Source organism: Pseudomonas sp. LBUM920 (genome assembly GCF_003852315.1).
Lineage (GTDB): Bacteria > Pseudomonadota > Gammaproteobacteria > Pseudomonadales > Pseudomonadaceae > Aquipseudomonas.
Genome location: NZ_CP027762.1, coordinates 3,532,572 through 3,551,772, shown reverse-complemented (window position 1 = coordinate 3,551,772; position 19,201 = coordinate 3,532,572). Strand labels below are relative to the sequence as shown.

General features: G+C 60.2%; 17 protein-coding genes. 11 read left to right on the top strand and 6 right to left on the bottom strand.

From position 1 onward, the window contains the following. Positions 1 to 7: 7 nt before the first annotated feature. On the bottom strand, positions 8 to 874 hold the full coding sequence (locus tag C4J83_RS16575) for an aldo/keto reductase family oxidoreductase (protein ID WP_124417648.1): 867 nt from the start codon (positions 872 to 874) through the stop codon (positions 8 to 10). Positions 875 to 946: 72 nt separating this feature from the next. Here C4J83_RS16575 and C4J83_RS16570 point away from each other — a divergent pair, with 72 nt between their 5' ends. Both C4J83_RS16570 and C4J83_RS16565 read left to right on the top strand, forming a co-directional pair. Beyond that, complete coding sequence (locus C4J83_RS16570; protein WP_124417647.1) at positions 947 to 1,591, top strand: TetR/AcrR family transcriptional regulator; 645 nt, start codon at positions 947 to 949, stop codon at positions 1,589 to 1,591. A 5-nt stretch (positions 1,592 to 1,596) separates the two neighbouring features. Continuing rightward, entirely contained in the window at positions 1,597 to 2,052 is a 456-nt protein-coding gene (locus C4J83_RS16565; RefSeq protein ID WP_124417646.1) for an NUDIX hydrolase, read from the top strand. Here C4J83_RS16565 and C4J83_RS16560 read toward each other — a convergent pair. Further along, entirely contained in the window at positions 2,049 to 2,609 is a 561-nt protein-coding gene (locus C4J83_RS16560; protein WP_119740063.1) for a cysteine hydrolase family protein, read from the bottom strand. The genes C4J83_RS16565 and C4J83_RS16560 overlap by 4 nt on opposite strands. 126 nt (positions 2,610 to 2,735) lie before the next feature. Here C4J83_RS16560 and C4J83_RS30785 point away from each other — a divergent pair, with 126 nt between their 5' ends. The 4 genes from C4J83_RS30785 to C4J83_RS16545 are packed head-to-tail and all read left to right on the top strand — an operon-like array spanning position 2,736 to position 5,293. Continuing rightward, the gene (locus C4J83_RS30785; protein WP_256660605.1) at positions 2,736 to 3,524 is read left to right on the top strand and encodes an XAC2610-related protein; all 789 of its coding nucleotides are present in this window, start codon (positions 2,736 to 2,738) and stop codon (positions 3,522 to 3,524) included. Next, complete coding sequence (locus C4J83_RS30780) at positions 3,407 to 4,120, top strand: hypothetical protein (protein ID WP_256660604.1); 714 nt, start codon at positions 3,407 to 3,409, stop codon at positions 4,118 to 4,120. Before C4J83_RS30785 ends, C4J83_RS30780 begins: the two co-directional genes overlap by 118 nt. A 30-nt stretch (positions 4,121 to 4,150) precedes the next feature. Next, a complete protein-coding gene (locus tag C4J83_RS16550; RefSeq protein WP_124417645.1) occupies positions 4,151 to 4,672 on the top strand; it encodes a GNAT family N-acetyltransferase in 522 nt (173 codons plus the stop codon). Positions 4,673 to 4,684: 12 nt separating this feature from the next. Next, on the top strand, positions 4,685 to 5,293 hold the full coding sequence (locus C4J83_RS16545; RefSeq protein WP_124417644.1) for an XAC2610-related protein: 609 nt from the start codon (positions 4,685 to 4,687) through the stop codon (positions 5,291 to 5,293). Positions 5,294 to 5,298: 5 nt separating this feature from the next. On the opposite strand, the gene C4J83_RS16540 is transcribed toward C4J83_RS16545, so the two are convergent. The 3 genes from C4J83_RS16540 to C4J83_RS16530 form a co-directional block, all read right to left on the bottom strand. Beyond that, positions 5,299 to 6,612, bottom strand: coding sequence for an NAD(P)/FAD-dependent oxidoreductase (locus C4J83_RS16540; protein WP_124417643.1), 1,314 nt, complete (start codon positions 6,610 to 6,612; stop codon positions 5,299 to 5,301). 305 nt (positions 6,613 to 6,917) lie between these two features. Next, positions 6,918 to 7,733, bottom strand: a complete 816-nt coding sequence (locus tag C4J83_RS16535; protein ID WP_124417642.1) for a suppressor of fused domain protein — start codon at positions 7,731 to 7,733, stop codon at positions 6,918 to 6,920. Positions 7,734 to 7,761: 28 nt separating this feature from the next. After that, positions 7,762 to 8,394 (bottom strand): TetR/AcrR family transcriptional regulator, encoded by a 633-nt coding sequence (locus C4J83_RS16530; protein ID WP_124417641.1) that lies wholly within the window; start codon positions 8,392 to 8,394, stop codon positions 7,762 to 7,764. Between the two features lie 111 nt (positions 8,395 to 8,505). Between C4J83_RS16530 and C4J83_RS16525 the strand changes: the two genes are divergently transcribed. Genes C4J83_RS16525 through C4J83_RS16515 form a run of 3 tightly spaced genes read left to right on the top strand, consistent with a single transcriptional unit; the run spans position 8,506 to position 11,227 of the window. Then, positions 8,506 to 9,162, top strand: coding sequence for an O-methyltransferase (locus C4J83_RS16525; protein WP_119740077.1), 657 nt, complete (start codon positions 8,506 to 8,508; stop codon positions 9,160 to 9,162). Between the two features lie 13 nt (positions 9,163 to 9,175). Next, positions 9,176 to 10,042 carry an SDR family oxidoreductase gene (locus tag C4J83_RS16520; RefSeq protein ID WP_124417640.1) on the top strand — a complete coding sequence of 289 codons (867 nt, stop codon included), beginning with the start codon at positions 9,176 to 9,178 and terminating at the stop codon, positions 10,040 to 10,042. 12 nt (positions 10,043 to 10,054) lie between these two features. Next, positions 10,055 to 11,227: an arabinose transporter gene (locus tag C4J83_RS16515; RefSeq protein ID WP_124417639.1), complete on the top strand. Its 1,173-nt coding sequence runs from the start codon at positions 10,055 to 10,057 to the stop codon at positions 11,225 to 11,227. Here C4J83_RS16515 and C4J83_RS16510 read toward each other — a convergent pair. After that, a complete protein-coding gene (locus C4J83_RS16510; RefSeq protein WP_124417638.1) occupies positions 11,214 to 11,834 on the bottom strand; it encodes a LysE family translocator in 621 nt (206 codons plus the stop codon). The two genes, C4J83_RS16515 and C4J83_RS16510, sit on opposite strands and share 14 nt — an antisense overlap. A 477-nt stretch (positions 11,835 to 12,311) precedes the next feature. Here C4J83_RS16510 and C4J83_RS16505 point away from each other — a divergent pair, with 477 nt between their 5' ends. Together C4J83_RS16505 and C4J83_RS16500 are read left to right on the top strand one after the other, a co-directional pair. After that, entirely contained in the window at positions 12,312 to 15,815 is a 3,504-nt protein-coding gene (locus tag C4J83_RS16505) for an AAA domain-containing protein (RefSeq protein WP_124417637.1), read from the top strand. A gap of 155 nt (positions 15,816 to 15,970) precedes the next feature. Then, a complete protein-coding gene (locus tag C4J83_RS16500) occupies positions 15,971 to 18,169 on the top strand; it encodes an OsmC domain/YcaO domain-containing protein (RefSeq protein ID WP_124417636.1) in 2,199 nt (732 codons plus the stop codon). Positions 18,170 to 19,201: the final 1,032 nt, after the last annotated feature.

Below are 19,201 nucleotides of genomic sequence, written 5' to 3'. Positions count from 1 at the left end.
GGGTGGTTCAGTGTGCGATGGCATTCAGCTCAGCGACAGTCTCATCGGTCAATACCAGTTCGCCCACCGCCAGGTTTTCATGCAAGTGCGCCACCGACGAGGTGCCGGGAATCAGCAAAATGTTCGGTGAGCGATGCAGCAGCCACGCCAGCGCCAGCTGCTTGGGCGTCACGCCCAGCCGCTGTGCAACACGCGTCAGTGTCGATGACTGCACCGGTGTGAAACCGCCCAGCGGGAAGAACGGCACGTAGGCAATGCCTTGCTGTGCCAGCTCGTCGATCAGGGCGTTATCGTGCTGATGCGCGATGTTGTACAGGTTCTGCACGCACACGAACTTGACGATGTTGCGCGCCTCGGCCACCTGCGTCGGCGTCACGTTGCTGATGCCGATATGGCGCACCAGGCCTTGCTGTTGCAGTTCTGCCAGCGCAGTCAATGGCGCTTCGTTCGAGCCTTCGCCGGGGCCCATCAGGTTGTGGGACGCGCGGAAATTGACCACGTCCAGTACATCCAGGCCCAGGTTGCGCAGGTTGTCATGCACGGCCTGTATCAGCGCTTCCCTCGAAGGCGCGGCATGCCAGCCACCTTCGCTGTCACGGCGGGCACCGATCTTGGTGACGAGGGTGAGGTCATCGCGGTAAGGGTGCAGCGCCTCGCGAATCAGCTGATTGGTGATATGCGGCCCGTAGAAGTCGCTGGTGTCGATGTGGTTCACGCCGGCTTCGACGGCCTCGCGCAGTACGGCCAGCGCGGCCGCTCGATCCTTGGGCGGGCCGAATACGCCGGGGCCTGCCAATTGCATCGCGCCGTAACCGATGCGGTTTACCTGGCGGTCGCCCAATGTGAAGGTGCCGCTGTTTGCCAAGCCCGTCATAGCCATCACCCTTGCTTCATCTGAGTAAGGCTCTAATATGAAGGATCCTTCAGATTTTGGAATTCGCATTCCATGAGCACCGTCAAAGCCACCTTAAAGCCAAGAAAATCAGCGGTTCAGGCGCGCTCAGTCGCCACCGTCGAGGCACTGCACACCGCAACGCTTCAGGTTTTGACCCAGCAGGGCTTGATCCGCTGCACCACCACCCGAGTGGCTGAGCGCGCTGGCATGTCGGTGGGCAGTCTCTACCAGTACTACCCCAACCGCGACGCGCTGCTTGCCGCCGTACTGCAAAAACACCTCGAGTGGGTGGCCGAAGCGGTTGAGTTGGCGTGCGACCGGCACCAAGGCAGGCCGGTGGCGGAAATGGCGTGCGGCCTGGTCAGCGCGTTGGTCACCGCCAAGTTGCGCGACCAGGGCGTTTCCAAGGCGTTGTATGCCATTGCGGGCGAGCGGGGCGGTACCGAATTGGTCGCGCGCATCAACACGCGCATGGTGGCGGTGATCGCCGCCATGCTGGAGACGGCGCCGGATGCGCATTTTGAAGACCCGATCCTGACCGCCGGGATTTCCCTGAGCGCTATCGTCGGCCCGGTACGGACCCTGCTCGAAGGCAATGCATCGCCCGCGTTCGAAGCAGGACTTGAGCAGCAGACCACACTGCTGTTACGGGCCTATCTGCAAGCCCATCAGCACCCGATTTCAAGCAAGGAATAAAGCGAATGCGCGAGCGTAAGGCGTCACGATTGTTGGTTATAAACCCGGCGGATGAAGTGCTGCTGTTCAGGTTTGTGCATAAAGGCGGCGCCCTGGCCGGTAGGGATTACTGGGCCACGCCCGGCGGCGGCGTCGAGGAGGGCGAAACCTTCCACGCGGCAGCTCTGCGCGAACTGCGCGAAGAGACAGGCATTGTGCTCAGCACTGTTGAAGCGCCTGTGGCACAAAGCAGCTTCGAATTGATGCTGCCCAGCGGTGAAACGGTATTGGCGATTGAGCACTACTTTATCGTTCACGTCGCGAGCGAGGCGCTTTCCAGGGCAGAGTGGACGCCGCAAGAGACGCAGGTGATGGCGGACCATCGCTGGTGGTCCGCTCAGGCGTTGCGATCGACCGAGGACACGGTATGGCCCCAGGGACTGATTGAAATGCTGGTCAACGCGGGCATTTTTGCCGCTTAAGCCGCGGCAAGGATATCGAGTGTGTCCATGACCCGGGCGTAGTCCATCGCCAGGTTACTCAGCGACAGCGCATGCACATCCTCGGCAGGCCAGAGCCGCCCCGACAGGTCGGTTTGATCAAACGTATAGCAAGCGTCTGCCGCCACGATCACGTCAAAACCCAGGTTGCCGGCGGACCGCGCCGTAGACTCGACGGAGTTGTTGGTGATCACGCCGACGATCACCAACTGCCTGATCGCGCGTATCTGCAGCCAGCGCTCCAGGCCGGTGACCGCGAACGCATCCGGCACGTTTTTCTCCAGCACCTGCTCATGCGTGAGCGGCGCCAGCGCTTCCTGGAATTCACAGCCCGGCTGGCCTGGCCAAAACACCGAGCCAGGCGTGCGCGACATATGCCGGACATGCACGACCGGGCGTTGCGACTGCCGCCAGGCGCCCAGAAGCTGCTGCATGTGCAACTCAGCCTCTGGATTGTTGCGGCGCCCAAGCTTGGGATGGTTCATGCCCTGTTGCATGTCGATGATTACCAATGCTGCGTTTGTCGCTAACGGTTCCATGGCACATCCTTTTGCTGATCTGGAGCGAACATACCAGCGATTGCAGGCACGCCAACAGGGATTTGTTCGAACCCGTCGCTGTTTGCCTTTACACTGCGGCCCCCCATTTCAGCAAGGATGCTCTGGATGCGCGCGCTACGTTGCGGTGTGATCCTTTCCATGACCCTCGCGTTGCCGGTCATGGCCGAACCACGCTCGTTCTCGGTCAACGACCCCAGCGGTAACTACCTGGTCGAAGTGCTATTCCCCGAAGTGCCCGAAGCGCTGGGTCAACCGGCACCGGCACTGATCACCGTGCGCGACAAAAACACCCTCGAAGTCCTCCAGCAGTTGCAGACCCCGGCCGGAAACGTACCGCTGCGCAACGGCAAAACCGACCCGGATCATTTGGTTGGGCAGTACGGCTTGCTGTACTTCGCCGACATCAACGCTGATGGCCGCCAGGACCTGGCGATCCGCAATGGCAACGGCGCCGATGAAGGTTTCCAGTACAACTACGATGTGTACCTGCAAGACCCGCAGAAAACCCAATGGGTGCTGAATGAGCCGCTGACCGAGTTGGCTAATGCAACCTCCGGCGGGATGTTTTCGGTCAACGCGCAGGACGGCGTTATCCATTCGCAAACAGATCGTGGTTGCTGCTGGACGCGCTCGGCGCAGTGGCAAATGCGCGACGGTCAGTTGGTGCAGCTGAGTTCGTATACACAGGAAGAGGTCCCGCCCACCGAATTTGGCCAGAACTCCAGCATGCCCCGCGGCTATATGCTGCGTACCACTGGCGAATGGAAGGCCGGCCAATGGCTGAAACCCCGAGGCTGGAAGGCCCCGTCAACGAAGATGCACGCCGGTTGGTCGGCACGCTCAACGGCAAGATCCCGGTCGAAATCTGGTACCAGGACCAGGGCGCGGTGGTGATTGGTGAGTTGCGATACAGCAAGAGTGGCAGCGGTGCGCCGATCAAATTGATTGGTTCGAGAGCAGACTATGACGGTGAGCCTTTTCTCAACCTGCATGAATACACCGACGACGGCCATCAAACCGGCATCTGGCGGATCTCCACAGACTATGGCGGCACCTGGGTCAGCGGCGCCAGGGGCGACAACCGCGAATTGGCGATCCAATTGCACGATGAGTACCAGGAACCGGACTACACCAAACTCGACGAAGTCGCGCGTGACCAGCGCAGCGGCCACTACCAGATGCGCAGTGACTTCCTGGACCGCGACGGCGACCTCGACCTGAAAATCCTGCCCGAGCGCGATGCCCAGGGCAGGGAACTGGCAGAAATCACCCTCACCCTGAAAGACACCGCGAGCGCCAAGGCGATCGCGACGGCGCACTATACGGTGCCGATGGAAACCGAAAACCTGATCATCGTGCGCGAGCCGCTGGCCTCGCAGCGCGTTGGCCCGTACCACATCCAACTGGTGAAAAACTTCGCGGTGATCGAGCATAACTCGGCGCCGGACAGCCCGGACTACTTCACGGGCATGTACCGCAAACAGCCCTGATTCACCTGCCAGCCACGGACCTGAGAACTCATGCCTGTACACATTCGCCCGGCGCTTGCCGATGACGCGCCGCTATTGCCCAGCGTTGAGCTGAGCGCCGCTCACGTATTCCGTCATATCGATGGCTTGAGCTGGCTGGCAGACACCCCCACGATGAGCGTTGAACGCCATCGCCAACTGATCGGACTATCGACCTGTTGGGTGGTCGTCGATGCTGACGCCCAGCCACAGGGTTTCCTCAGCGCAGAACGCCAGGGCGATGCTTTGCATATTCATGAAGTGTCCGTCGCGCAATCCATACAAGGCCAGGGATGGGGGCGCAAACTGGTGGAAACGGCGATGGACTGTGCGCGTTCCTATCCACTGCGTGCGGTGACACTGACGACGTTCAAGCATGTGCCGTGGAACGCGCCGTTTTACAGCCGCCTGGGTTTCCAGCCGGAAGGGGACAAGCGCCTGGCAGATCTCCTGGCCGACGAGTACGCCCACGGCTTTGAAGCCGGTAGCCGGTGTGCAATGACGTGGTGGGTATCGCCCAGTAAGGGCGCCTGAAACGGCCCCTAGTTGCACTCGCCGGCCGCCAATGTGCCGGTGGACCAACATGGCAAGACCGACAATTGGCTGCTTGGGCCGTTCAGCCTGCTGTATTTCGCCGACTTCGACCAGGACGGCCGCCAGGACCTGGCGATTCGCAATGGCAACGATCCCACCCAGCGCTACAAACCGATGTTCGATGTTTACCTGCAAGACCCGCAAACCCAGCGTTGGGTAATCAACGCGCCCTTGACCAAGCTGGCCTGGGAGACCAGCAGCGGCATGTTCTCGCTCAGTCCCTCAGAGGGCATTTTGCTCTCCCAAGTGGACCGCGATTGTTGCTGGACCCGTTCTACCCGCTGGAAAATGCGCAACGGCGAGCGGGTACGGCTGAGCGCCTACACCCAGGAAGAAGTCCCGCCCACCGAGTTCGGCGGAAACTCCAGCATGCCGCGCGGCTACACGGGGCCAATGGAAACCGAGAACCTGATCATCGTGCGTGAGCCGTTGGCACCCCCTTCAAACGGCCCGTACCACATTCAACTGGTGAAAAATTTCGCGGTGATCGAGCACAACTCGGCGCCAGACAATGCCACGTTCTTCACCGGCATGTACCGCAAGCAACCCGCTCAACCCTGAGTGGGTCAGCGCAGCTTCTCGAGCATCTGGTAGTACCACATGCCCACCGCCAGCATCGGGTTGCCGAACACATTGCCCAGCGGCACCTTGATGTGTTTGCAGCCGGCAAACGTGTCGTACTTTTCCAGCGTGCCGGTCAGCGCTTCGGCCATGATCTCGCCCATGATGTGGCTGGTGGCGATGCCATGCCCCGAGTAGCCCTGGCAGTACCAGACATGCTCTGAGAGCTTGCCCAACTGCGGGATGCGATTGATCACAATGCCCATCGCACAACTCCACTGGAACTCGATGTCTACCCCCCTCAGCGCGGGAAACGTTTGCTCGATGCATGGGCGCAGCTCTGCGGCAATGTCGCGTGAGTCGCGCCCGGAATAGTTTGCGCCGCCACCGAACAGCAAGCGCCCATCGCCCGTCAGGCGGTAGTAGTCGAGCACGAACCGGCAGTCGTACACCGCCAGGTCCTGTGGGTTGATCTGCTGCGCCAGCGCGCCCAGCGGCGCGGTCGTGACAATGCCGCCCATGGCCGGGAAGATTTTACCCTTGAGCTGTTTGGGTTCGAGCCTGTGGTACACGTCGCCGGCCAGCAGCACCTGGCGCGCGTCGATGCGGCCAAGGGCGGTGATCACGGCAGGCCGGTCGCCATGCACGATTTCCAGCACCGCGGAATTCTCATAAATCAACGCGCCCAGGCTGTGCGCCGCGCGGGCTTCGCCCAGGCACAGGTTCAGTGGATGCACGTGCAGGTTGCGCGTGTTTTTCAGCGCACCGAGGTACAACGGGCTGTCCAGATGCTCACGCATAGCGGCCTGATCGAGCAGACTGACCTGATCGCCCATGCCGCGCCGTTGTGCCTGGTCGTGGAAAGCACGCAGTTCGCTCAGGTGCGAGGGCTTCATCGCCGCGTGCAAGTGGCCGTGCTTGAGGTCGCAGTCAATGGCGTACGTATTCACGCGTTGCTCGATGATCTCGTGACCACGCCAGCGCAGGTGCCAGATGAAGTCGTCCACCTGCGTGCCCAGGCGGTTGCGCATTTGCTCGCGCATGGCCTCATCGCCCGACAGGCTGCCGGTGACTTGCCCACCATTGCGCCCGCTGGCGCCCCAGCCGATCCGGTTGGCTTCGACAATCGCGACCTTGAGCCCGCGTTCAGCCAGCTCGACGGCACTGGCAACGCCGGTGAAGCCGCCGCCGATAATCACCACGTCAACGCTGACCTGGCCTTGCAGGGTCGGGTACTGGGTAGCGTCGTTGAGGCTGGCGGTGTAATACGAAGCGCTGCGCTGGGCAGCACCGATGACAGGGCGCATGGCTGCGGTCATGGAATGATCCTTCTGAAAAATGAATGCCGGCGAGGCGTTTCGACTTGATCAGAGGCGTGCGTCGGGCGGACGCGCATGACGGCAATGCCACAGCGCCCAGAAGGCCAGGATGATATTGAACAGCGGGTTTTCGCAGGGACGCGCACGTGCCTTCGGAAAGCAAGGGTGCAGGTGGCGAGGGAACACACGCATTAGCGAAATCATGGTTGCCGATGCTCCCACCACGCGCAGGTGCCTTAAATCGCCGTTTGTGTACCTTCAGTTATGGCTTCGTTAAACAATCGTCGCGGCGGCGCAACGCCCCCTCATACCACGCTTTGGCGATACAAGGTGCTGGTATGCCCTACGCCGGCGGCGTTCATACGCGCCACCAGGTCCTCTCGAGCCGCACGCCCACCTGCACGCACATACTCAAGCTCCGACGCGGTAATCAACACCACCGGCACCAGTCGCACCGGCGATAGCGGCATGTCTTCAAGGCGGGTAGGGAAGTCTGGTTCCGGCCCACCGAGCAGCACGCCGGCGGCGTCGTCTTCGGGGACGAACAGCGTGGGCACTTGATCGCTCATCTGATGTGACAGGCTGAACCCTGGCAGTTCCAAAGACAGTACGCCGTGATTGTCCAACTGGTGGGTAATGCCGCCCGCGTTAGCCACGGTCTTGGCGACGTGTTCGAGCAGCTCGAACGCCCAACTGCGACGCAAAGGGTCGACATCACCCGGCTCGCCACGGGCGTCGTCGGGGATATCCGGTGTTTCCAGGAACAATTCCATCTCAAACCCATTGCCCAGCCCTTCTGCATCGTCGAAGGGGTCGGACAGGCCTTCGGTGGCAAGGACGATGGATTCATCACGGCGCACCACGCGGTACGCCTGGCGGGTGGAGGGCCAATGAGGACCGCCGATAAAGCTTGGGCTGATCATGTACGTCAGCACGTCCTGTTCCACGCGACCCACGGTCTGCCAGTGACGGTCCAGGCATTCGCCGCTGGCAAGGCGCGCGGCGATATTGGCTGCATCTGCTGCTGTTTCAACCGGCTCAACAGGTTCAGTCGGCGCGGACAGGGCCGCTTCGGCGTCAGGTTTTTTGGCAATACCGAACAACTTCTTGAAGAAGTCCATGGGCATTCCTTTGCTGGAGATAAGTGCTTTACAGCAGATTCAGTGCGTTTACATAGGCGCGAAACATGTCAGCCATTCCATCGGCGTAAACAGCTATTTCCGCCGCCGTACGTGGGCTGCCGGAAAAATCCTTACCCACCGAGCTGAGCGTGGTCAGGATCAAATCGCAGGCCAGTGCTCGGCGTTCAGCAGGCACATCGGGTAGCAATTCAAGCATGAACGTCTCAAAGGCGCGCTGACCTGCCGCGCGCACTTCCACGGCTTCGGGCGCATCGCGATACAGCGGCGCGGCGTCGTTCAGCGCTACGCGCATCTGCGCTTCCTCGCATTCGGAATGAATAAACGCATGCACCAGGGTGCGCAGGCGCTCAAGCGGCGCAACGTCGGTTTTATCCAGAATGTCGCGCAGCATCTGCGTGGTCTGCTGCCACTCATCGCTCTGCAGTCGGAACAGGATGGCCGCCTTGTTGGGGAAGTACTGGTACACCGAACCGACACTCACGCCGGCTTTTTCCGCCACGCGTGCGGTGGTGAAACGCGTGGCGCCTTCCTTGGCCAAAACCTGAATAGCTGCTTGCAGGATCGCCGCCACCAGCTCGGTGGAACGCGCCTGTTGTGGCTGTTTGCGTGAGGAAATACGGGCGGTCTGGCGGGTTGTCATCAAGGGCTCCAGCGGCGGGGCTAACGCGAATAGCGAATGCGACGAATCACTCGCATACTTTTAATGCGACGAATTAGTCGCATCTTAGTCCCAACCTCACGGAAATCAATCATGTCGACCCTGACCTCCGCGCCAATGGCGCCCTTGATCGAACGCCTGTACGCACAAGCCAATGCGGCCACCAGCCCTCTCATCAACAGCGTTACGCGTGAAGAACGCGACCGTCTGATGCACAGCAAAACCGACTACCTCGCGCTCTACACGATGCTCAAAGACCTGTGGCTGCCGGTCTCTCGCGACACTGGCACCTTGTTGTACCTGTTGGCGCGCAGCACTAAGGCGCGGGCCATCGTGGAGTTTGGGACGTCGTTTGGCCTTTCTACCTTGTTCCTGGCCGCCGCGTTGCGCGACAACGGTGGCGGCGTGCTGATTGGCAGTGAATTCGAGCCCTCGAAGATCGCCCTGGCACGCGAGCATTTCATTCAGGGCGGCGTCAGCGACCTGATCGAAATCCGTGAGGGCGACGCCTTGGTGACGTTGGCCACAGACCTGCCGGAAGCGGTCGATCTGCTGCTGCTCGATGGCGCCAAGAGCCTGTATGGCGACGTGCTGCACCGGGTGCAAAAACACCTGCGGCCCGGCGCGCTGGTGATAGCCGACAATACCGACTATTGCCCGCATTACCTGGCGCACGTGCGCGAGCCTGCGAACGGCTACCTGTCCGTGCCCTTTGCCGACGACATCGAACTCTCGATCCGCTTGCGCTAACAGGAGTCACCTCATGCATGTATTTGTCACGGGAGCCACCGGCTGGGTTGGCTGCGAAGTGGTCAAGGATCTGATCGGCGCCGGCTACCGGGTCACCGGTTTGGCCCGCAGCGATGAAAAGGCCCAGGCACTGGCGGCCACCGGCGCGAAAGTGCTGCGCGGCTGCCTGGATGACCTGGATGTTTTGCGCCGTGCGGCCTGGAGCGCAGATGCGGTCATCCATACCGCGTTCAATCATGACTTCACACGGTTCATCGAAAACTGCGCACAGGACCGTCGCGTGATCGAGGCGCTGGAAAGTGTGCTCAAAGGCTCGGATACGCCGCTGATCGTGACCTCGGGTTTGTCTGGCCTGGCGCGCGGCGCGCTCGAGAGTGACGTGCCGAACGCTGGCGCCCCGCGCCAATCCGAACCCGCCGCGCGCCTGTTGGCCGAGCGTGGCATACGGGCGGCAACCGTGCGACTGGCGCCGTCGGTGCACGGGGTAGGCGACCATGGTTTTCTGCCGATTTTGATTCGCCTGGCACGGCAGACGGGCGTGTCGGCCTATATCGGCGACGGCGAGAATTGCTGGTCGGGCGTGTACCGCACCGATGCGGCGCGGGTCTACCGCCTGGCGCTGGAGGAGGGCGTCAGCCAAGCCGTGTACCACGCGGTTGCGGACGAGGCCGTGCCGTTCAAAGCCATCGCCGAGGTCATCGGGCGCCGCCTGGGTGTGCCGGTGCAATCCCGGCCGCGTGAGCATTTTGGTTGGTTCGCGACGATGGCCGGGGCCGACATGGCCGTTTCCAGCGCGCGCACCCGCGACCTGCTGGGCTGGGCGCCCAGCGGCCCGGACTTGCTCACAGACCTTGATCAAGCCGACTACCTCACCCTGTGACGGAAGGTTTTCATGACTCAACCTGTCTTGCTGAAAATGCTGCCGATCACCCTGGCGGTGTTCGTCGGCTTCCTGATCATCGGCCTGCAGTTGCCGGTGCTGGCGCTGCACCTGAACCACACCTTGGGCATGAGCACCCTGGTGGTCGGCGTGGTGGTGGGCGCGCAATTCGTGGCCGCGTTGCTGTCACGGGCCTGGGCCGGCAATTTTGCCGACATGCGTGGGCCCAAGCGCGCGATGTTGATTGGCATGCTGGTGGCGGCCAGTTCCGGTGTGCTGTACCTGGCGTCGCTGGCGTTTGTCGACACACCGGCGCTGTCGGTGTGGGTTCTGCTCGCCGGGCGCGTGGTGCTGGCCGTGGGTGAAAGCCTGATCATCACCGGCTCGATGGGCTGGGGCATGGGCCTGGTCGGGCCGCAAAACGCCGGCAAGGTCATGGCGTGGATCGGCATTGCGATCTATGCCGCATTTGCGCTGGGTGCACCGTTGGGCGTGGCACTCAACAGCCAGTGGGGGTTCAGTGGAATCAGCATCGCGTCCCTGCTGTTGCCGCTGTGCGCGCTGGCCATCGTCGCGGGGGCCAAGGGTGTTGCGCCCACCAGCCAGCGGCGCACCTCGTTTTACAAAGTACTGGGCACAGTGTGGTTGCCGGGCCTGGGGCTGGCGTTTTCCAGCATCGGTTTTGGGCTGATCACAGCGTTTATCGCGCTGCTGTTTGCGTCCAAGGACTGGGGCAACGCGTCGTTCGCCTTCACCGCGTTTGGCCTTGCATTTATTGGCGCGCGAATCTTCTTCGGGCACCTGCCGGACAAGCTCGGTGGCGCAGTCGTCGCCTTGGTCTGTGTACTGATCGAAGCGGCGGGGCAGTTGTTGATCTGGGGCGCAGGCTCACCGCTGACGGCGTACGTGGGCGCAGCGCTGACCGGCTTCGGTTATTCGTTGGCGTTCCCGGGGTTTGGTGTCGAGGCGATCAAGCGTGCGCCCCCGCAAACGCGCGGGCTGGCCATGGGCGCCTATGTGGCCTTCCTCGATATTGCGTTAGGGATCAGCACCCCGCTGGCCGGCGCCTTGGCCGGTGCTACCGACGTAGCGTCGGTGTACCTGGCAGGCGCCGTGGCGGTGACGATGTCGGTGGTGGTGGCGTGGCTGTTGTTGGCTAAACAGCCTGCACTCAGCGCTTGCTGAACGCCAGGCGCGCGGCAAATACAACAAAGATCAGGCCCGTGGTGCGGTCCATCCACTGAATGACCTTTTCTCGGCGCAGGAAGCCGGACAGTGGCCGGGTGGCGCCAATCAACGCCAACGACCACGCCAGCCCCAACACCACGTGAATGCTCACCAGGCCGAACGTCCAGGCAATCAACGAATGGCCTTGGGGAATGAACTGCGGAAGGAACGACACGTAAAAAATCCCCACCTTAGGGTTCAGCACATTGCCCAGCATGCCCTTGAAAAACCAGTTGCCGCCGGGCCTGGCGTCAGCGTTGGCCGACGACAGTGAACCGCGCGGGCGCAGCAGCATGTTCACGCCCAACCAGGCCAGGTAAGCGGCGCCGCAGTACTTGAGCAGGTTGAACGCCACCTCCGACACTGCAATCAACGCGCCCAGCCCAAAAGCCACGGCCGCGCCCCACACCAGGCAACCGGCGTTGATGCCAAGGACAGCGTGCAGCGCCTGACGCTTGCCTTCTACCGTAGCGGTGCGCAGCACCAAGGCGGTGTCGAGCCCGGGCGTGAGCGTCAGCACAGTGGCGGCGAAGGTGAAGGCGAGGAGGTTGTCGGTGAGGGTCATGGGCTTTTCCGTTCAAGTAAGGCGTCAGATCCAATCCAGCCAGGTAGTCAAGGAGGCTAACGCTGGCCTCGATTACTGCGTTGCAAAACTCTTTACTGCCGCGCCAGCGTAATGTGGGTCGGGGTCCAGCATAGCGTCGAATCAGCGCCCATACCGGATTTGACCAAGGCGTTGGCGCAGGACTGCGCTTTGTGAACAAAGGCGCAAGACTTGAGCGTGACGTAAGTGGTCAGCCTTCAACGCCGGGTTGAGCTCGGCCAGTGGCGTGCATCGGCGTGGTACAGGCCAGTTGGCCAAGGAAGATCACTGGTGATGAGGTGGATGGCATAATGCCTTATCCTCGGTGCCCAGGCACCTTGGACTTTTTATCTCAACACCTGTGGTGATTAGTCATCCGCGTGTCGAAACGCTACTCTCGGCTCCTATTACCCATCCACCGACCGTCACAGTGAGTGACGGCCTTCATGAATCAGGACGATGAACGACTATTCTTCCAAGCTCGCAAATTACTGGCGTAATTCACTGGCCGATGCCGAAAACGGCAATGGGGCCTTATCGCCGAGCCAAGTCAAAACCTACACTGTTTTGCCCATTGCCGCGTTAGCCAAGGGCTGTGTACCCGATGAGCAGGTCAGCCTGCTGTTTGCGGGCGAACCGGCCCAATTGCTGCACGTTGAAGTCACCTTGCGCCCCTTTGTGTACAAGTCGCGCCTGGAACACCGTAAGGCGCGCAATGGTCTGCCCGCGTGGATCACGCCGGTTTTATGCCGTGTATCAGTGACCCGCGATGGGCGCATTTATCCGACTGCACAGTCGCTGGTGCCTCGCGACATCCTTGATCCATTGGATCGCGATAATTTCACCATCGGTTCTCAGTTCGACCTGGACTCGTTTCTGTCAGCAGAACATGCGCCACAGCTGGATCTGCCTGCGGCCGGCAGCGAGCTTGGTGCCGATCAATATCAAGAAAAGTGGATCAGCTATCTACGGTTCTGCAAGAAGATGTTCCATACGGTTTGCGACGGTTGGAATGGGGTCGATGATGGTTTTGATCCGGTCAATTATTGCTTTATTTTCAAGGAACAAAAGGCAGAAGGTTTTAGCCGCAATATCGTCGCGCTTTATGATTATCTGCGAGAGGCAAAACCCACGGCGCCCTTGTTCGATCGTTTCGCTCAACGTGAACCCACACCAGACGAACCTTGTTTATCCCCCAATAGCCTGTTCGCCAGGCGGCTAGGGCATGCCGGTGACGAATACGCGTTAGCACCTGCCCAACGCGATAGCCTGGCGCACCTGCTTTGCGGCGAGACGGGTGACGTGTTGGCCGTTAACGGGCCTCCAGGAACCGGTAAAACCACGTTGCTCTTGTCCGTTGTTGCCTCGCTCTGGGCCAAGGCTGCAGTAGACGGTGATGAGCCGCCAGTGATTGTCGCCAGTTCCACGAACAACCAGGCTGTCACCAACATCATCAAGGCCTTCGGTAAAGATTTCTCAGAGGGCACCGGCCCTTTTGCGGGACGCTGGCTACCCGACGTCAAGAGCTTCGGGGCTTACTTCCCCAAGTCCTCGGCAGAAGCGGAAATGGCCCGCACTTACCAAACCAAAAGCTTTTTCCAGGAACTTGAGTCGCAGGCCTATCTTGATAAAGCGCAGCAAGCTTATCTTGGCAAAGCCGCCATCGCATTTGCACGTGAGCCGGTTCCTACCGTCAAGAATACAGTGAGTAAGCTTCAGGCAGAGATACGGACGCGTCAGCACCAGCTCGCCGAGATCGAGAAAGGGTGGGCAACATTGGTGGCTGCCCGCAACGCTGTTCAACGGCTGCTGGGCGATGATCCACAGGCGGGGATCGCACGTCTTGAAGCCCAACTCACGAACCACGCCGAACAGCTTGCCAAAGCGCAAGCCCGCCTCAAAGATTTCAAGCATTACCTGGCTCATGAGCCCTTGATCTACTCGCTGTTTAGCTGGTTCGGGCCAGTCGCGGCTAAACGTCTTCGACTGGCGAAGTTGCGAGTTGATGAGGCTGATACCGCGCTGCAGGCCGCCGCCGATGTCAGTTCGATCGAACGTCAGTTGACCGGCGTTGTTGCTGAGGCCGCCCAGGCGTTGAAACCACTTGAAACGCAACGGGCGCAGGTCCGCGAGTTGATGCAGAGCGAGCAACGCCAGGTGTTGAATTGGCAGAGTGTCATCTCGGTATTACCGAAGGCTGCCGGCAAAGCGGCCGCACAGGTGACACTTGATGATTGCGACAGTTGGGCGGATACCTCCTTGCGTTTCGAGATCTTCCTGCTGACCACGCATTACTGGGAAGGTCGTTGGTTGATGGAAGTCGCTGACGAGTTGCCACACATTCTTAAAAGCCGTGGCAAAAAGGGTCGCAAGACCTTGGAGAAGAATTGGCGGCGCTGGATGAAGCTGACACCGTGCGTCGTGGCTACGTTTTTCAGGCTGCCAGCAGAACTGCACTGCAAGCGCCACGATGGCAACGGCTTTGTCGATGATTACGCATTGAATTTTGTCGATTTGCTGATCGTCGACGAGGCTGGTCAGGTCCTGCCCGAGGTCGCAGCGCCATCATTCGCATTGGCCAGGCAGGCGCTGATCATTGGCGATACTCAGCAAATTGAACCTATTTGGTCGATTCCCGCTGCTGTCGACATCGGCAACCTGATCAGCGCGGGCTTGTTGTCTCGGGACAGGGTGGATGATGACTACGCTGCCTTCTGCGACAGCGGACGCAGCGCCGCCAACGGCAGTGTCATGGCTATTGCGCAGTCGACCAGCCGTTACCATTACGATCGCGACCTCGCCCGCGGTATGTACTTGTATGAACACCGTCGTTGCTATGACTCGATCATCGATTACTGCAATGCCCTTTGCTACAAGGGCAAGTTAGAACCGCGCCGGGGTGCAAAACCGCACGGTGGCTTGCCTGGGCTCGGCTATCTGCACATTGATGGCAGATGCCAGCAGAAACAGGGCGGTAGCCGTCACAACCTGCTCGAAGCGCAGACGATTGCCGCGTGGATCAAGGCTAACGAACAGGAACTCACACAGCGCTACAAGAAGGAACTGTGGGAGATTCTGGGTGTGATAACCCCCTTCGGCGCACAGACTCAGTCGATCATCGAGGCGTGCTCAGCGTTGGGTATCCGTACCGGCAAAGGCGACGGTGAAGTCACCGTTGGCACTGTTCACTCCTTTCAGGGGGCAGAGCGGCCAGTGGTGATTTTTTCGGCGGTTTACTCCAAACATGCCGATGGTCCTTTTATAGACCGCAGGGACAGCATGCTCAACGTTGCAGTTTCGCGGGCCAAGGACAGCTTCCTGGTGTTCGGTGACATGGACTTGTTCACCCAGGTACCCGCCAGTAAACCGCGCGGACGCCTGGCCCTCTACCTGCTCAGTGATGCGGCGAATGAACTGAAGTTTGATTTACAGCCTCGGGTTGACTTGCTCACCACACGTACCGGATTGAGCCATTTGCACGAGTTTGCCGAACATGATCGGTTCCTGTTGCGGACCTTGGAGATGGCCCGCCAGCAGGTCCAGATAGTGACGCCGTGGGTTAAGTTACACAGGATGCATGAAAGCGGTGCTTTGGACGTTATGGGTGGGACGGTGCAGCGTGGTGTTGAAGTAACGGTGTATACCGACTTGCGTTTCAATACGGATATCAAGCGCGGTAAGCCCGATGGTGATACAGGCAAAGTAGCGGAATTCAAGGAAGCCATAGCTGCTCTGAAATCCCTCGATGTGCAGGTTCGTGTGGTCAACAAGGTTCATAGCAAGATTGTCATGGCCGACGAAGAATTGCTGTGTGTCGGGTCGTTCAATTGGCTGAGCGCGGATCGTTCGGGTGATTACATACACCATGAGACGTCCATGGTTTATCGGGGACCCGATGTGCGAGACGAACTTATCGTTAATCGAACGAGCCTTGCGCAGCGCTTGAGTCCGCGAGCGTTGTAACCTGATGCATCGCTACGTCAGCTGAGGGCTGCAAGCAGCTGGCGCCGCGTTGCAAAGAGGCACCGATCGGCAGCCAATTCGGAAAACCCTGAGACTTCCCGGCGAAAATCTTCATAATGGCGGCCAATTTGTTTAGCTCGTTCTGGTGTGCCCGCATGGAAATTAAGGTCAACTTTCTCGACAACCTTCGGCTTGAAGCCAAGTTCGATGACTTCACGGTGATTGCCGACCAACCCATTCGCTATAAAGGCGATGGTTCGGCCCCGGGTCCGTTCGATTACTTCCTGGCTTCGTCGGCGTTGTGTGCGGCGTACTTTGTGAAGCTGTACTGCGAAACGCGCAATATCCCCACCGAAAATATTCGCCTGTCGCAAAACAACATCGTTGACCCGGAAAACCGCTACAACCAGATCTTCAAGATCCAGGTCGAGTTGCCGGCGGATATCTCCGACAAGGACCGCCAGGGCATTTTGCGCTCCATCGACCGTTGCACCGTCAAGAAAGTCGTGCAGGCGGGGCCCCAGTTTGTGATTGAAGAGGTGGACAACCTCGACGCCGATGCCCAGGCGTTGCTGATGCCTAATGCTGCCTCTGAAACGGGCACCTACATCGCTGGCAAGGACCTGCCGCTGGAGCAGACCATCGCCAACATGTCCGGCATCCTCGCGGGGCTGGGCATGAAGATTGAAATCGCCTCGTGGCGCAATATCGTGCCCAACGTCTGGTCGCTGCATATCCGCGATGCTCAGTCGCCGATGTGCTTCACCAACGGCAAGGGCGCGACCAAAGAGGGCGCACTGGCGTCGGCGTTGGGCGAGTTCATCGAGCGGCTCAACTGCAACTTCTTCTACAACGACCAGTTCTGGGGTGAGGAACTGGCCAACGCGCCGTTCGTGCACTACCCGGATGAGCGCTGGTTCCAGCCGGGCAGCAAAGACGAGCTGCCGCCTGAAATCCTCGACGCCTACTGCCTGAAAATCTACAACCGCGATGGCGAACTGCGCGGCTCGCACCTGTATGACACCAACTCGGGCAATGAAGAACGCGGCATTGTTTCGCTGCCGTTCGTGCGCCAGTCCGATGGCGAGGTGGTGTACTTCCCGTCCAACCTGATCGAAAACCTCTACCTCAGCAACGGCATGAGCGCGGGCAATACCCTGGCCGAAGCCCAGGTGCAGTGCCTGTCGGAGATTTTCGAGCGCGCGGTCAAGCGCGAAATCATCGAAGGCGAATTCGCCCTGCCGGACGTACCGGCTGAAGTGCTCGCCAAATACCCGGGAATTCTTGCCGGTATTCAAGGCCTGGAAGCCCAGGGCTTCCCGGTGCTGGTCAAGGACGCGTCCCTGGGCGGTGAATTCCCGGTGATGTGCGTGACCTTGATGAACCCACGCACCGGCGGCGTATTCGCCTCGTTCGGCGCCCACCCAAGCCTGGAAGTGGCGCTGGAACGCAGCCTCACCGAATTGCTTCAGGGCCGCAGCTTCGAAGGCTTGAACGACCTGCCGCAGCCGACCTTTGAAGGCCACGCGGTGACCGAACCGAACAACTTCGTCGAGCATTTTATCGACTCCAGCGGCGTGGTCTCGTGGCGCTTCTTCAGTGCCCAGTCAGACTACGAGTTCGTTGAGTGGGATTTCTCCGGCCAGGGCGAAGACTCCAACGTCCAGGAAGCCGCGACCCTGTTTGGCATCCTCGAAGGCATGGGCAAAGAGTCCTACATGGCGGTGTACGAACACCTCGGCGCAACCGCCTGCCGCATCCTGGTGCCGGACTACTCGGAAATTTACCCGGTGGATGACCTGATCTGGGACAACACCAACAAGGCGCTGTTTTTCCGGGCCGACATCCTCAACCTGCACAGCCTCAGCGATGACGAGCTCAAAGCGCTGGCTGAGCGTCTGGTGGAAAGCGAGCTGGACGATTACACCGACATCACCACCTTGATCGGCATCGAGTTCGACGACAACACCGCGTGGGGCCAACTGACCATTCTGGAGTTGAAGCTGCTGATCTACCTCGCCTTGCAGCAATATGAGGACGCGAAAGAGTGCGTGGAGATGTTCCTGCAGTACAACGACAACACTGCTGATCGCGGCCTGTTCTATCAGGCGGTGAACGCGGTGTTGGAGATGCACCTGGACGAGGACCTGGAACTCGCGGATTACGAGGCCAACTTCCGCCGCATGTTCGGCAATGAGCGCATGGACGCGGTGATCGGCTCGGTCAACGGCACGCTGAGTTTCTATGGCTTGACGCCGACCAGCATGAAGCTGGAAGGGCTGGATCGGCATTTGCGCTTGATCGACAGCTACAAAAAGCTGCACGCGGCGCGTGCGAATATCACCTCAGCCTGACGCGTAAACCCCTGTGGGAGCGGGCTTGCCCGCGATGCAGACACCTCGGTGTTTCAGGTGTACCGAGCTGATGCTTTCGCAGGCAAGCCAGCTCCCACCTTTGAGTGTGGGGCAATCAACATCATTTCAGCCCGACGCTAACCCTGTGGGAGCGGGCTTGCCCGCGATGCAGACACCTCGGTGTTTCAGGTGTACCGAGGTGATGCTTTCGCAGGCAAGCCAGCTCCCACCTTTGAGTGCGGGGACAATCAACATCATTCAGCCCGACGCTAAACCCCTGTGGGAGCGGGCTTGCCCGCGATGCAGACACCTCGGTGTTTCAGGTGTACCGAGGTGATGCTGTCGCAGGCAAGCCAGCTCCCACCTTTGAGTGTGGGGACAATCAACATCATTCAGCCCGACGCTAAACCCCTGTGGGAGCGGGCTTGCCCGCGATGCAGACACCTCGGTGTTTCAGGTGTACCGAGCTGATGCTTTCGCAGGCAAGCCAGCTCCCACCTTTGATTGTGGGGCAATCAACATCATTTCAGCCCGACGCTGAACCCCTGTGGGAGCGGGCTTGCCCGCGATGCAGACACCTCTGTGTTTCAGGTGTACCGAGGTGATGCTTTCGCAGGCAAGCCAGCTCCCATCTTTGAGTGTGGGGACAATCAACATCATTTGAGCCCGACGCTAACCCTGTGGGAGCGGGCTTGCCCGCGATGCAGACACCTCGGTGTTTCAGGTGTACCGAGGTGATGCTTTCGCAGGCAAGCCAGCTCCCACCTTTGAGTGTGGGGACAATCAACATCATTTCAGCCCGACGCTGAACCCCTGTGGGAGCGGGCTTGCCCGCGATGCAGACACCTCGGTGTTTCAGGTGTACCGAGGTGATGCTTTCGCAGGCAAGCCAGCTCCCACCTTTGAGTGTGGGGACAATCAACATCATTTCAGCCCGACGCTGAACCCCTGTGGGAGCGGGCTTGCCCGCGAATGCGGCGTATCAGTCACTGGATAGACAGACTGACCCACCGCCCTCGCGAGCAAGCCCGC

Coding starts and splice junctions, on each gene's coding strand:
- C4J83_RS16575 (WP_124417648.1), bottom strand. CDS start 874: ATGACGGGCTTGGCAAACAGCGGCACCTTCACATTGGGCGACCGCCAG.
- C4J83_RS16570 (WP_124417647.1), top strand. CDS start 947: ATGAGCACCGTCAAAGCCACCTTAAAGCCAAGAAAATCAGCGGTTCAG.
- C4J83_RS16565 (WP_124417646.1), top strand. CDS start 1,597: ATGCGCGAGCGTAAGGCGTCACGATTGTTGGTTATAAACCCGGCGGAT.
- C4J83_RS16560 (WP_119740063.1), bottom strand. CDS start 2,609: ATGGAACCGTTAGCGACAAACGCAGCATTGGTAATCATCGACATGCAA.
- C4J83_RS30785 (WP_256660605.1), top strand. CDS start 2,736: ATGCGCGCGCTACGTTGCGGTGTGATCCTTTCCATGACCCTCGCGTTG.
- C4J83_RS30780 (WP_256660604.1), top strand. CDS start 3,407: ATGGCTGAAACCCCGAGGCTGGAAGGCCCCGTCAACGAAGATGCACGC.
- C4J83_RS16550 (WP_124417645.1), top strand. CDS start 4,151: ATGCCTGTACACATTCGCCCGGCGCTTGCCGATGACGCGCCGCTATTG.
- C4J83_RS16540 (WP_124417643.1), bottom strand. CDS start 6,612: ATGACCGCAGCCATGCGCCCTGTCATCGGTGCTGCCCAGCGCAGCGCT.
- C4J83_RS16535 (WP_124417642.1), bottom strand. CDS start 7,733: ATGGACTTCTTCAAGAAGTTGTTCGGTATTGCCAAAAAACCTGACGCC.
- C4J83_RS16530 (WP_124417641.1), bottom strand. CDS start 8,394: ATGACAACCCGCCAGACCGCCCGTATTTCCTCACGCAAACAGCCACAA.
- C4J83_RS16525 (WP_119740077.1), top strand. CDS start 8,506: ATGTCGACCCTGACCTCCGCGCCAATGGCGCCCTTGATCGAACGCCTG.
- C4J83_RS16520 (WP_124417640.1), top strand. CDS start 9,176: ATGCATGTATTTGTCACGGGAGCCACCGGCTGGGTTGGCTGCGAAGTG.
- C4J83_RS16515 (WP_124417639.1), top strand. CDS start 10,055: ATGACTCAACCTGTCTTGCTGAAAATGCTGCCGATCACCCTGGCGGTG.
- C4J83_RS16510 (WP_124417638.1), bottom strand. CDS start 11,834: ATGACCCTCACCGACAACCTCCTCGCCTTCACCTTCGCCGCCACTGTG.
- C4J83_RS16505 (WP_124417637.1), top strand. CDS start 12,312: ATGAACGACTATTCTTCCAAGCTCGCAAATTACTGGCGTAATTCACTG.
- C4J83_RS16500 (WP_124417636.1), top strand. CDS start 15,971: ATGGAAATTAAGGTCAACTTTCTCGACAACCTTCGGCTTGAAGCCAAG.